Origin of the sequence: Pontivivens nitratireducens (assembly GCF_014235845.1) — a bacterium.
Lineage (GTDB): Bacteria > Pseudomonadota > Alphaproteobacteria > Rhodobacterales > Rhodobacteraceae > Pontivivens > Pontivivens nitratireducens.
Genome location: NZ_JACJUQ010000004.1, coordinates 43,440 through 55,842 on the forward strand (window position 1 = coordinate 43,440; position 12,403 = coordinate 55,842).

General features: G+C 63.2%; 11 protein-coding genes and 1 other RNA gene. 6 read left to right on the forward strand and 6 right to left on the reverse strand.

Annotation, left to right across the window (positions count from 1 at the left end; genetic code table 11):
• Positions 1-88 precede the first annotated feature (88 nt).
• The 4 genes from H1S03_RS06020 to H1S03_RS06035 form a co-directional block, all read right to left on the reverse strand.
• Positions 89-1,291 carry a PQQ-dependent sugar dehydrogenase gene (locus tag H1S03_RS06020; RefSeq protein ID WP_185803618.1) on the reverse strand — a complete coding sequence of 401 codons (1,203 nt, stop codon included), beginning with the start codon at positions 1,289-1,291 and terminating at the stop codon, positions 89-91.
• Between the two features lie 70 nt (positions 1,292-1,361).
• Positions 1,362-2,699: a proline--tRNA ligase gene (gene proS / locus H1S03_RS06025; RefSeq protein WP_185803619.1), complete on the reverse strand. Its 1,338-nt coding sequence runs from the start codon at positions 2,697-2,699 to the stop codon at positions 1,362-1,364.
• Between the two features lie 308 nt (positions 2,700-3,007).
• A complete protein-coding gene (locus H1S03_RS06030) occupies positions 3,008-4,498 on the reverse strand; it encodes a Ppx/GppA family phosphatase (RefSeq protein WP_185803620.1) in 1,491 nt (496 codons plus the stop codon).
• A 79-nt stretch (positions 4,499-4,577) separates the two neighbouring features.
• A complete protein-coding gene (locus tag H1S03_RS06035) occupies positions 4,578-6,767 on the reverse strand; it encodes an RNA degradosome polyphosphate kinase (RefSeq protein WP_185803621.1) in 2,190 nt (729 codons plus the stop codon).
• A gap of 176 nt (positions 6,768-6,943) precedes the next feature.
• Between H1S03_RS06035 and H1S03_RS06040 the strand changes: the two genes are divergently transcribed.
• From H1S03_RS06040 to recR, 3 genes are read left to right on the forward strand one after another with little or no spacing between them, the layout of a single operon-like run.
• Positions 6,944-7,288, forward strand: coding sequence for a YbaB/EbfC family nucleoid-associated protein (locus H1S03_RS06040; protein ID WP_185803622.1), 345 nt, complete (start codon positions 6,944-6,946; stop codon positions 7,286-7,288).
• A gap of 44 nt (positions 7,289-7,332) precedes the next feature.
• The gene (locus tag H1S03_RS06045; RefSeq protein ID WP_185803623.1) at positions 7,333-8,460 is read left to right on the forward strand and encodes a beta-ketoacyl-ACP synthase III; all 1,128 of its coding nucleotides are present in this window, start codon (positions 7,333-7,335) and stop codon (positions 8,458-8,460) included.
• 8 nt (positions 8,461-8,468) lie between these two features.
• Positions 8,469-9,065: a recombination mediator RecR gene (recR, locus tag H1S03_RS06050; RefSeq protein ID WP_185803624.1), complete on the forward strand. Its 597-nt coding sequence runs from the start codon at positions 8,469-8,471 to the stop codon at positions 9,063-9,065.
• Here recR and H1S03_RS06055 read toward each other — a convergent pair.
• A complete protein-coding gene (locus H1S03_RS06055) occupies positions 9,062-9,424 on the reverse strand; it encodes a DUF202 domain-containing protein (RefSeq protein ID WP_185803625.1) in 363 nt (120 codons plus the stop codon). The two genes, recR and H1S03_RS06055, sit on opposite strands and share 4 nt — an antisense overlap.
• A gap of 134 nt (positions 9,425-9,558) precedes the next feature.
• On the opposite strand from H1S03_RS06055, the gene H1S03_RS06060 reads away from it, so the two are divergent.
• Entirely contained in the window at positions 9,559-9,963 is a 405-nt protein-coding gene (locus H1S03_RS06060) for a VOC family protein (RefSeq protein ID WP_185803626.1), read from the forward strand.
• Positions 9,964-9,999: 36 nt separating this feature from the next.
• Here H1S03_RS06060 and ffs read toward each other — a convergent pair.
• Positions 10,000-10,098: signal recognition particle sRNA small type (ffs, locus tag H1S03_RS06065), an RNA gene on the reverse strand.
• Between the two features lie 230 nt (positions 10,099-10,328).
• Here ffs and H1S03_RS06070 point away from each other — a divergent pair.
• Both H1S03_RS06070 and H1S03_RS06075 read left to right on the forward strand, forming a co-directional pair.
• The gene (locus H1S03_RS06070; RefSeq protein WP_185803627.1) at positions 10,329-11,288 is read left to right on the forward strand and encodes an aldolase/citrate lyase family protein; all 960 of its coding nucleotides are present in this window, start codon (positions 10,329-10,331) and stop codon (positions 11,286-11,288) included.
• A 116-nt stretch (positions 11,289-11,404) separates the two neighbouring features.
• Entirely contained in the window at positions 11,405-12,361 is a 957-nt protein-coding gene (locus H1S03_RS06075; protein ID WP_166189824.1) for an acetyl-CoA carboxylase carboxyltransferase subunit alpha, read from the forward strand.
• Positions 12,362-12,403: the final 42 nt, after the last annotated feature.

Consider the following 12,403-nt stretch of genomic DNA (forward strand, 5'->3'; position numbering starts at 1 on the left):
TCGCCCCTCTCCAGGGTCAAGGGGCTGTGAGGCTGCTGGTTGACGGGGCCCGCGCAGCATCATCGCCGCGCGGGCCCCGCCTGATGGGTCAGTTGGCGGGGGTGACCCGCAGTACCGCGCCGTCATCCGCGTCGATCAGAACCAGCAAGGACCCGTCCGCGTCCACCGCGACATCGCGCACCCGGCCCACATCGTTCAGCAGGCGTTCCTCACCCACCACAGTATTGCCGTCCATCTCCAGCCGCACCAACGCACCGGGGTTGAGCGAGCCGATCAGCACATCGCCCTGCCAATCCGCGAAGACATCACCCTGATAGAAGACCATGCCCCCCGGCGCGATCACCGGGTCCCAGTAATAGCGCGGCTCGGTAAAGCCTTCCGCCGCGTGGTCGGCACCGCCGGTGCCAACCGGGGTTTCGTCGTAATTCTCACCATAGCTGACGACGGGCCAGCCGTAGTTTTCGCCTGGCGCGATCAGATTCAACTCGTCCCCCCCAGCCGGACCATGCTCGATCGCCCACAACTCCCCGGTATCGGGCCGGATCGCAGCGCCTTGAATATTGCGATGACCGTAGCTGAAGATCTCGGGCAGCGCGTCGTCCTGACCGATGAACGGATTGCCTTCCACTGCGTCGCCATCGGCGGTGACACGCACGATCTTGCCATAGGTCTTGTCCAGATCCTGAGCGAAGACGCGCTCCTGCGGCACGAAATGTTCGCCGGTGGTGACATAGATTTCATCCCCGTTCGGCACGACCCGCGACCCGTAATGCATCGGGTTGGGTGAGGGCGGCGACTGCACGAAGATATCGACCACATCGCTGAGCGCGGTCAGATCGTCCGACAGGGTCGCGCGCGCGGCAGCTGTGGACGATCCGCCCTCAGGATGCGGTTTTGAATAGGTAAAGTAGATGTGGCGCGTCTTTGCAAAATCCGGGGCCAGCTCGACATCCAGCAGGCCACCCTGCTGTTCGGCCAGCAAGTCCGGCAAGCCGCTGACAGGCTCCTCCACCAGATTGCCGTCCGCATCAATGACGCGCAGTTGCCCGCTGCGCTCCGTCACCAGATAGCCGCCACCGGGCAGGACCGCGATGCCCCAGGGGTGGCTCAACCCACCCGCGACCTCAGTGGTTTGCAACTCGATACCGCTCAGGCTTTCGGGGGCGCGGGTCTGCTCGGGAAAGGCGGGGGTGAATTCCGGAACGTTTGACGCGCTTTGCGCCACGGGATTGTTGGATTGAGCCAAGGCGGGGGCGGCCACGATCATTGCCGTAAACAATGCATATTTCATATCAAATCCTCCTCTGTATGAAGGGGAGGTAGTGCGGCCCGGCCGGCTTTCACCAACCGGGGCGGAAACGTCACAGCCCTGTGAAGATGTCCTTCAGCCGCTCCACCGCCGCCTGCGGGTCCAGCGTTTGCGCATCGCCCGTGCGGCGCGAGGTCAGTTCGACCACGCCGTCCTTCAACCCGCGCGGCCCGACGGTGATCCGCCACGGTGCGCCCATCAGATCAGCGGTCGCGAACTTGGTCCCGGCCCGTTCCTCACGGTCGTCGTACAGCACTTCGATCCCGGCCTTGCCAAGGGTCGCGTACAATTCCTCGCACACCCGGTCGGTATCGGTATTGCCTTGCTTGAGGTTCACGATCGACACGCCGTAGGGGGCGACGCTTTCAGGCCAGATGATGCCGTTCTCATCGTGATTGGCCTCGATCAGCGCGCCCACCAGACGCGAGACACCGATGCCGTGGCTGCCCATGTGCACCGGCACCGGCTTGCCGTCCGGCCCCTGAACGGTGGCGCCCATCGGCTCGGAATACTTGGTGCCGAAATAGAAGATCTGCCCCACTTCGATGCCGCGCGCGGTCTTGCGACGATCCTCGGGCACCTCGGCGAAGAGGACCTCGTCATGCGTCTCGTCCGTACGGGCATACGGGGTGGTGAACTCCTCCATGATGGCGCGGCACTGGTCCACGTCATCATAATCCACGTCCCGCGCGCCCAGGCTCAGGTCGGTGACAGCGCTGTCATAGAAGACCTCACTCTCACCAGTGTCGGCCAGAACCAGAAACTCATGCGTATTCTCACCACCGATGGGGCCGGAATCCGCCCGCATCGGGATCGCCTTCAGGCCCATCCGCTCATAGGTGCGCAGATATGTGACCATGTGACGGTTATAGGCGTGCATCGCGTCTTCTTTGGTCAGGTCGAAGTTGTAGCCGTCCTTCATCAGGAATTCCCGACCCCGCATCACGCCGAAGCGCGGGCGCACCTCATCGCGGAACTTCCACTGGATGTGATAGAGCGTCAGCGGCAACTGCTTGTAGGAGCCGACATCGCGACGGAAAATGTCGGTGATCAACTCCTCGTTCGTGGGGCCGTACAGCATGTCGCGGTCATGCCGGTCGGTAATGCGCAGCATTTCCTTGCCGTAATCCTCGTAGCGGCCCGATTCCTTCCACAGGTCCGCGGACTGGATCGTGGGCATCAGCATCGGCAGGTGGCCCGCGCGCTGTTGTTCCTCATCCACGATCTGTTCCAACCGGCGCAGCACCTTGAGGCCCAGCGGAAGCCAGGAATATATTCCGGCGCTGGCCTGCCGGATCATTCCGGCCCGCAGCATCAGGCGATGACTGGCGATCTGCGCCTCCGCCGGCGTTTCCTTGAGGACAGGCATGAAGTATCGCGACAGACGCATCCGTATTCTCCGACAATCGGTTTCGGACCCGGTCTAGTGCAGCCCGCACGATGGAGCAATGGGGCAGCAAGGGGCCACAGGCGCGGCATCTGTCGCCGTCATTTCATCTGCCTGTTAATAGGGCATCCCTGCCCATCATCTCGCCAGTTTTTACACCGGAAAGAAAGTTTCGGGGTGACGCGAGGGAAAAGTCCGTTTATTGTTGGATGACACACCGCATAGACGGCCCAAGTCTGGGGAGACTTTCTGAACGGATCGGCATTGCCGGTCCGTTTTGCTTTTTGGGCCAAACTGCCGGTTTTGCACGGTTATTCGACCTGAATGCTGAAATCTCGGCCCAGATTCGCCGCTAATTTGGCCAAACGCTTCTCCACCACCTCACCGCGCAGGGCGCCCATCGTGCCATCCAGAACCAGAACCAGCTTGCTGTCGGACAGAATCAGTCGTGACTGTTTCAGGGCATCGACCGACGCCCCGGTCAGCATCGCGCCCAATCGCAATGCCCTGCCGACCGTTTCCGCAAGCTGTTGCTGCTCCGGCTCCAGCAGCGCGACCAGATCGTCGTCCGGCCTGACTCTGCGCCCGCTTTTGTAGCGATTGGTCAGCATCAGACCCAGAAAAACCCGGCCCCGATGCGTGATGCCGCCCAGATTGGCCCGCGTCACGGATTCGAAACTGGCGGTGGGCCGGAAATCGGGATGGGTCCGCCAATTCACGTCGTGCAGCAGGCAGGCGGCATGGATCAGACGCAGCGTCCATTCCTCCTCCAGCGCGAAGATCGGCCTGACCCAGTCGAACAGCGCCTCACCGAATCCGGGGAACCGGGCGGCCGCGATCTCCGTGTGGCGGCAGGCTTCGATCAGGGGGTCCAGTTGCCGGGCTTCGGGCGACATCTGTTCATAGAGCACCCCCTCGCGCAGGCCATAGGACGACACGGCGATACGCTCCGGCTGGAACACCGTGATCACCTGCCGCAAGACCTGCGAGGCGAGCGGAACCAGCGACAGCCGCGCCTCGGAGGTTGTGACCAGTTCGCTGAAGGCCGCCACATCCTGCCCCACCGCCCATTCTGCGGTCTCCAGCAAATCCTCGGGCGCGACCTCGTAGGCGTGCAACACGTTCAGCGGATAGGCCCGGCGCGCCATGTGCAGGTTCGCGATCGCCCGCCACGAGCCGCCGACCAGAAACATCTCTTCCACCCGGCCCGGCAATTTCTGTCGCAAATCACGCAAGGTCTCCGCGATCACCTTCTCACGCTTCTTTTCGGGAATGTCCGCCAAGGACAGCGGCGCCAGATTGGACGTGACGCAGGTGCCGATCCGCCCGCCGTGAACGCGGGCCAGTTCCATGGACGCGCCGCCGATATCCACCGTCAGGCCAACCGCATCGGGCCAGCCGACCAGCACGCCCTGCGCGGAGAGCCGGGCCTCCTCGATCCCCTCGATCACGCGCAGTTCCAGCCCGGTCTCACGCGCGACCTGCTTGACGAAATCGGGGCCATCCTTCGCCTCCCGCACGGCAGCGGTGGCCACGCAGGTCAGCGAAGACAGGTTCATCCGCTCCGCCAGCGCCACGAATCGTTTCAGCGTGGACAGGGCGGAGCGGCGTCCCTCGGGGTTCAGCTTGCCCGTGGCCCCGACCCCCGCGCCCAACCCACACAGCACCTTTTCGTTGAAGAAATACGCAGGTGACCGCGCCGCGCCATCGAACACCACCAGCCGGACCGAGTTCGAGCCGACATCCACCACGCCCACGCGGGACAGGTCCAACCCCTCGAACTGCTTGATCCGCTTCGCCATCGCGCTTCCCCTCATCTTATTCGAGGACACGATAGCCTGCTGATCGCCCATGACCACGGCAAAAGCCGTGAGGCCCGGCTCAGCGACCGCCGGACAGCCGCAATTTCGTCAGCAGCGGCGCATCGCCGGCCCCGGCACGACCCCGCCCGCTCAACGAAGGATTGCGCATGAAGAATTCGTGGCAGTTGAACGGCTTGTCCCCGTCGATCGCACCGGGGCGCAGATAGTCGCCCTTGGCGTCCAGCACCCAGGTCTGCGCCTCATCCGCCAGATTGGCCGCCATCACCTGATGGATGATCTGGGCGTGCACGGTGGGGTTCTTGATCTCCACCAGCGTTTCCACCCGCCGGTTGAGGTTGCGCCCCATCAGATCGGCGGAGGAGATGTAAACCCGAGCCCCGTCCGAGGGCAGGCCGTGACCATTTCCGAAACACGCGATCCGGCTGTGTTCCAGAAACCGCCCGACGATGGATTTCACGCGGATATTCTCGGACAATCCGGTAATGCCGGGACGCACGCCGCAAATGCCGCGGATCACCATGTCGATCCGCACTCCGGCCTGACTGGCACGGTACATGGCGTCGATGATGTCCGGCTCGATCACCGAATTGCACTTGAACCACGCCGCGGCGGGCCGACCGGCGCGGGCGTGCTCGCTCTCCCACTCCAGGCTGTCGATGATGTGGCTTTTCAAGTTGTGGGGGGAGACGTACAGATTCTCCAGCATTTCGGGCATCGCATAGCCCGAGACATAGTTGAACACCCGCGTCGCATCCCGGCCCAGCGCCTTGTCGCAGGTCATCAGGCTCAGATCGGTGTAGAAATTCGCCGTGATCGGGTGGTAGTTGCCGGTGCCGAAATGCGAATATGTGACCAGATCCTCCCCCTCGCGCCGCACGACGGTGGACATCTTGGCATGGGTTTTCCAGTCGATGAAGCCATAGACGACCTGCGCACCGGCGCGTTCCAACTGACGGGACAGGCGGATGTTCGCGGCCTCGTCGAAACGGGCCTTCAATTCGACCAGCGCGGTGACGCTCTTGCCATCCTCCGCCGCCTCACACAGGGCCGTCACGATGGGGGAGTTCTTGGACGTGCGGTACAATGTCTGCTTGATGGCCAGCACGTCCGGGTCGTGCGCGGCCTGCTGAACGAACCGCACCACGGTGTCGAAACTCTCATACGGGTGGTGCAGCAGCATGTCCTTCTGCCGGATGGCGGCGAAGATATCGCCTTCGAAATCCTGAACCCGCTCGGGCGTGCGGGGCTTGTATTTTTTCCACAACAGGTCGGGATAATCGTCGACCACCAGTTCGCTGAGGTCCGCGATCCCGATCACGCCGCCCAGCTCGATCACTTCGTCGGCATTGGCGTGCAGTTCCTCGATGATCATCGCGCGCAGGTCCGGGGGGGCGTTCATCGAGATTTTCAGCCGGATCACCTCCCCCCGCCGCCGCCGTTTCAGCGCACTCTCAAACTCGCGCACCAGATCCTCGGCCTCCTCCTCGACCTCCAGATCGCTGTCGCGCAACACGCGGAAGGTACACAGCCCCGCTGTCTCATAGCCCGGAAACAGTCGCGTCAGGAACAGTTCCAGCAGGCCCTCCAACGGCAGAAACCGCAGAACACCGGGGCGTCCGCCTTCCAGCCGGATGAAGCGATTGACCTGATTGGGCACCGGCAACAGCGCCTCCAACGGGGCGCCGTCGGCCACGCGCCGCAGTTGCAGCGCCATGGCGAAACCGGCATTGGGGATGAACGGGAAGGGATGCGCCGGGTCGATGGCCAGCGGCGTCAGGACCGGGAACACCCGATCCATGAAGACCTGCTCCAACCGCTCCGCATCGACCTTGGTCAGATCGTCCACGCCGACGACATCGATATTGACGTCCTTCAGCAGACGTTTGAGCGTGGCCCAGCATTCCTGCTGGCGCAACATCAGCGCGCGGGCATCCGCGTCGATCCGCTCCAACTGCTGCGCGGGGGTCAGCCCGTCTGCCGAGGGTTTGACCACCCCTGCCCGCACCAGCCCACGCAGACCCGCGACGCGGACGGTAAAGAACTCATCCAGGTTGGACCCCGAAATGGACAGGAACCGCACCCGCTCCAACAACGGAACGGCAGGGTTCTCCGCCTCCTCCAGCACGCGCCAGTTGAACGACAGCCATGACAGCTCCCGGTTGAAGAACCGCTGAGGTCCGGTGACGTCGAAGTCGGAAAGCTCGACGGACGGGCCGGGCGCGGAATTGAGGAAATCTGGATCGATCATGCGGGTTTGTATCGTATGCAGGTGTGACAGGTAAATGACGCCGCGCACAGCTTGCTGCGCCGGTCGCGACGACGCAAGCCGTTAGCGCCCTTACGGAACTTCAACAGCCTCAACTTGTCGCGCCCCTGTCGGCACAGTACATATTCAGGCAACACTCCATTCACATGAGGAACAACATGCTAAAGGGACTGGGACAGCTGGGCGACATCGGCAAGCTGATGAAGCAGGCGCAGGAAATGCAGGGCAAGGTCGAGGAGGCGCAGGAGCGTCTGAACACCATTGAGGTCGAGGGACAGTCCGGCGGCGGTCTGGTCACGGCCCGTGCCACCGCCAAGGGGGAGCTGACCGGCCTGACCATCTCGGACGATCTGTTCAAGCCGGAGGAGCGTGAGGTGGTCGAGGATCTGATCCTCGCCGCGATCAAGGATGCCCAATCGCGCGCATCCGATGCAGCACAGGCCGAAATGGCCAAGGTGACAGAGGGCATGGAACTGCCCCCCGGCATGAAGATGCCCTTCTGATCACTACCGCCGCTTTCGGCCCATAAAACATGAGGAAACGTTCCATGCACCAACCCGCCATTACGGGAACCGGCGTGTTCACTCCGTCGCAGATCATCACGAATGACGAGTTGGTGGTGGCATTCAACGCCTATGTGGACCTTTTCAATGCGGAACATGCCGATGCCATCGCGGCGGGGGACATACCGGCCAAGACCCATTCCAACGCCGATTTCATCTTTGCCGCCTCGGGTATCGAACAGCGGTACGTGTTGGACAAGGAAGGCGTTCTGGACCCCACCCGCATGTTTCCCCGCTTTCGCGAACGCGCTGACGACGAACCCTCGCTGATGGCGGAAATCGCGGTCAAGGCAGCGACCACCGCACTGGAACAGGCCGGCCGCACCGCTGGCGACGTGGACGCCGTGATCTGCGCCGCATCCAACATGGAGCGCGCCTATCCCGCGATGGCGGTGGAAATCCAGCAGCTTCTGGGGATCGAGGGGTTTGCCTTCGACATGAACGTCGCGTGCTCCTCCGCCACGTTCGGCATCCAGCAGGCGGCGGACATGATCCGCTCCGGCTCCGCCAGATCGGTGTTGATGGTCAACCCCGAGATCACCTCGGGCCATCTGGAATGGCGCGACCGCGACTGTCACTTCATCTTCGGCGATGTGTGCACCGCCGTGTTGATCGAACGGGCCGAGGATGCAACCGGCATTCGCTTCGACATCGTCGACACCCGCCTGCTGACGCAGTTTTCCAGCAATATCCGCAACAATAACGGCTTCCTGCGCCGCACCCGCCCTTACGGGGTCGAGGATCGCCGCGACATGCAGTTCATGCAGGAGGGGCGCAAGGTCTTCAAGCAGGTGGTGCCCATCGTGGCGACATTGATGACCGCACATCTGGCCGATAACGGCATCGCACCCGAGGATCTGAAGCGGATGTGGTTGCATCAGGCCAACAAGTCGATGAACGACCTGATCGGCAAGAAGGTCATGGGGCGTGAGCCGACCCGCGACGAACAGCCGAACATCCTTCAGGATTACGCCAACACTTCCTCCGCCGGATCAATCATCGCGTTCTCGAAACACTCCGACGATTTCGAACCGGGGGATCTGGGTGTGATCTGCTCGTTCGGGGCGGGCTATTCCGTCGGCTCCGTCATCGTGCGCTGCGCCGGAGCATAGGAGCGGGGATGAGCAGTGGTCCCCTTGATGAGCTGATCGGCCTGCTGGCCCGGCTGCCCGGCCTCGGCCCCCGCTCCGCCCGGCGGGCGGCGCTGGCGCTGGTGCAAAAACGGCGCGTGCTGCTCGAACCGCTGGCCGAGGCGATGACCGAGGTTGCCCGCACCGCCCGCGAATGTCTGATCTGCGGCAATATCGGCACGTCGGAGCGATGCGATATCTGTAGCGATCCGAAACGCGACGGCTCAACCATCTGCGTAGTTGAAAGCGTCGCCGATCTGTGGGCGATGGAACGCGCGCAGGTGTTTCGCGGGCGCTATCACGTCATGGGCGGCACGCTCAGCGCGCTGGACGGGATCGGGCCAGAGGATCTCAACCTGCCCCGCCTGGCCGAACGCATCGCGCAGGACGGGGTGACGGAGGTCATTCTGGCACTGGGCGCGACCGTAGATGGCCAGACCACCGCGCACTACATCGCGGACATGCTGGCGGATCGCGGTATCCCCGTCACGTCGCTGGCGCAGGGTGTGCCCGTGGGCGGGGAACTGGATTACCTGGACGACGGCACCATTACTGCTGCCCTCAGCGCCCGGCGGCAGATGCGTTAGAGCCACCACAGGATCGCACCGGACGCCAGTGCGCCTGCGCTGAATATGGCGGTAAGCAACGTGATGCCCTTGGTGTTTTGCGGCTCCGCCCGGTGGGAATCGAGCCGGGTCTGCACCTTGCACGCGGCACGCCGCGCCATCTGAAAGATGATGAGCGCGATCAGAATAAAGATCATCGCGACCGATTTCGCCACCCAGGTCGGCTCCGCCTCCTTGAACACCGCCGACAGACCGATCGCGATTCCCAGCGAGGCCATGCCGGTCCGCATCCAGCCCGCAAACGTGCGCTCATTCGCCATGACCGTGCGGTCCTCGGCCCAATCGGTTCTGTCCTCGGCCAGTTTGTCTGTATCCGTCATGCGGATCAATTTGGATCGGGACGCGGGTTTGGCAAAACTTTTGTGAACGGGCGCGCCCCGGTCTATTCATACTCCGGTCTATTCATATCGGGCGCATCGCGTGCCACGGCACACTCAACCACGGGATCTCCCACATGATCAGTTATGTCTGCGTCGGAGCCGATGACATTCCACGGGCGAAGCGGTTCTACGGCGCCATCCTGCCCGCGCTGGGCTACAGGGTGAAGGAAGGGCCGGAGGGGTTGAGCTATGCGCTGGCCCAACCATCCGACCAGCTGGCCCTCCTGCCGGAATTCTACGTCAAACCGCCCTTCGACGGCAGCCCGGCATCCGCAGGCAACGGCACGATGGTCGCGTTTCAGGCGCGCGACCGGCAACAGGTTCGCACGCTGCACAGCGCCGCGTTGCAGGCCGGTGGTTCGGATGATGGGCAACCGGGATTGCGCGATACCTACGGGGCGAATTTCTACGTCTGCTACCTGCGTGATCCGCAGGGCAACAAGATCGCGCTGTTCGCCAACGCCCCAAACGACGCATGATTTTCGAAGGGGGAATACCTATCCATGCGGGAAGGTGGGTGAGAGGCTGGACGACGACCCAAGCGAGTCTCGTTGTGGCTGCTGCCTTCCGGCCCTGACCAGGTTGGCGAGGTGCCTGCCCGCGCCAACCTCTCGACTCACCAGATAGGGCAAAGTTGCGCGGGTCGCAAGACGTTGACCATTGACCTTTCGATGGCGCGGCTGACATCCTCGATACCGGCTGACATCCTCGATACAAGGGCGCGCCAAGCTGCGGGCCAGGGCGTCAGCCTTCGCAGCCGCAGCATCCCCCCTTGACGATTTGATCGCACGGAAATATCCCTCCGGGTAAGCGCTACGCAACATTATGTCCCAAAGGAGAGCCCGTGTCCTTCAAGGTCCAGCCACAAGCCCCGGCCGTTCCCAACCGATGCCAACTGTTCGGCCCCGGTTCGCGCCCTGCTATCTTTGAGAAGATGGCCAGCTCCGCCGCCGATGTCATCAACCTCGACCTGGAGGATTCCGTCAGCCCGTCGGACAAGGACAACGCGCGCAAGAACGTTATCGAGGCGATCAACGACATCGACTGGGGCACCAAGACGCTGAGCGTGCGGATCAACGGTCTCGACACGCCTTACTGGTATCGTGATGTGATCGATGTGCTTGAACAGGCCGGCGACCGCATTGACCGCTTCATGATTCCCAAGGTCGGCAATGCCGGTGACATCTACGCCGTGGACGCGCTGGCCAGTGCCGTGGAAATGGCCAAGGGCCGCAGCAAGAAGGTCGGCTTCGAGGTCATCATCGAAACCGCCGCCGGACTGGCGCATGTCGAGGAGATCGCCGCCGCCTCCCCCCGGATGCAGGCGATGAGCCTGGGTGCCGCAGATTATGCCGCCAGCATGGGAATGCAGACCACCGGCATCGGCGGAACGCAGGAAAACTACTACATGCTGACCCCCGATGGGCAGAAGCACTGGGGCGATCCCTGGGTCATGCCCATCACCGCCATCGTCGCCGCCTGCCGCACGCACGGCCTGCTACCCGTCGATGGTCCGTTCGGTGATTTCTCGGACGATCAGGGCTTCACGGCGCAGGCACGCCGCTCCGCCACGCTGGGAATGGTCGGCAAATGGGCGATCCACCCCAAGCAGGTCGCGCTGGCGAACGAGGTGTTTACCCCGTCCGAGGCGCAGATCACCGAAGCCCGCGAAATCCTCGCCGCGATGGAGGAGGCGGAAAAAACCGGCCAGGGTGCCGCCGTCTACAAGGGGCGTCTGGTCGACCTCGCCTCGATCCGTCAGGCCGAAGTGATCGTCAAACAATCCGAGATGATCGCAGGGTAAAAACGGGTTGGCCCGGGCGACCGGGCCACCCGCATCTACATTGCATCTACACGGGGGGAATTGCATTTCGGTCCCCCAGCCGCCTATATCCCCCATAGTAACGCACGAGGGGCCATATGCAGAACTATCTCGACTTCGAAAAGGGTTTGGCTGAAATCGAAGGCAAGGCGGAGGAGCTGCGCGCCCTCGGCAGGCAGGACCCGACGATGAAGGTCGATGAGGAAGCGGCCGGCCTGGACAAGAAGGCCAAGACGATGCTCGCCGACCTCTACGGCGACCTGTCCCCCTGGCGCAAGGCGCAGGTGGCGCGGCATCCCAACCGTCCGCACTGCAAGGATTATATCGACGCGCTGTTCACGGAATACACGCCCTTGGCCGGCGACCGTAACTTCGCAGACGATCCCGCCGTCATGGGCGGTCTGGCCCGCCTCGACGATCGCCCGGTCGTGGTGATCGGTCAGGAAAAGGGCAATGACACGGCCAGCCGCATCGCCCGCAACTTCGGCATGATGCGGCCCGAGGGCTATCGGAAGGTCGTGCGCCTGATGGATCTGGCCGACCGGTTTGGCCTGCCCGTCATCACCCTCGTCGATACACCCGGCGCCTATCCCGGCAAGGGCGCGGAGGAACGCGGCCAGTCCGAGGCCATCGCCCGCTCGACCGAGAAATGTCTGTCGCTGCGTGTTCCGCTGATCTCCGTCATCATCGGTGAGGGCATGTCGGGCGGTGCCATCGCACTGACCACCGGCAACCGTGTCGCGATGCTGGAACACGCGATCTACACCGTCATTTCGCCGGAGGGCTGCGCCTCGATCCTGTGGAAAAACGCCGAGAAGATGCGCGAGGCTGCCGAGGCCCTGCGGCTGACCGCGCAGAACCTGCTGAAATTGCGCGTCATAGATCGCGTGATCGCGGAGCCGGTCGGCGGCGCGCAGCGCGATCCCGATGCGGCGATTGCATCCGTTGGTCAGGCATTGAGCGCAATGCTGGCGGATTTCGACGGCAAGAGTGGCGACCAGATCCGCGATGACCGGCGCAAGAAGTTCCTCGATATGGGCATGGTCGCGCTATAGCGCAGATGCTCCGCTCCAAAGCCTGAGAAGCCAACTATGAAC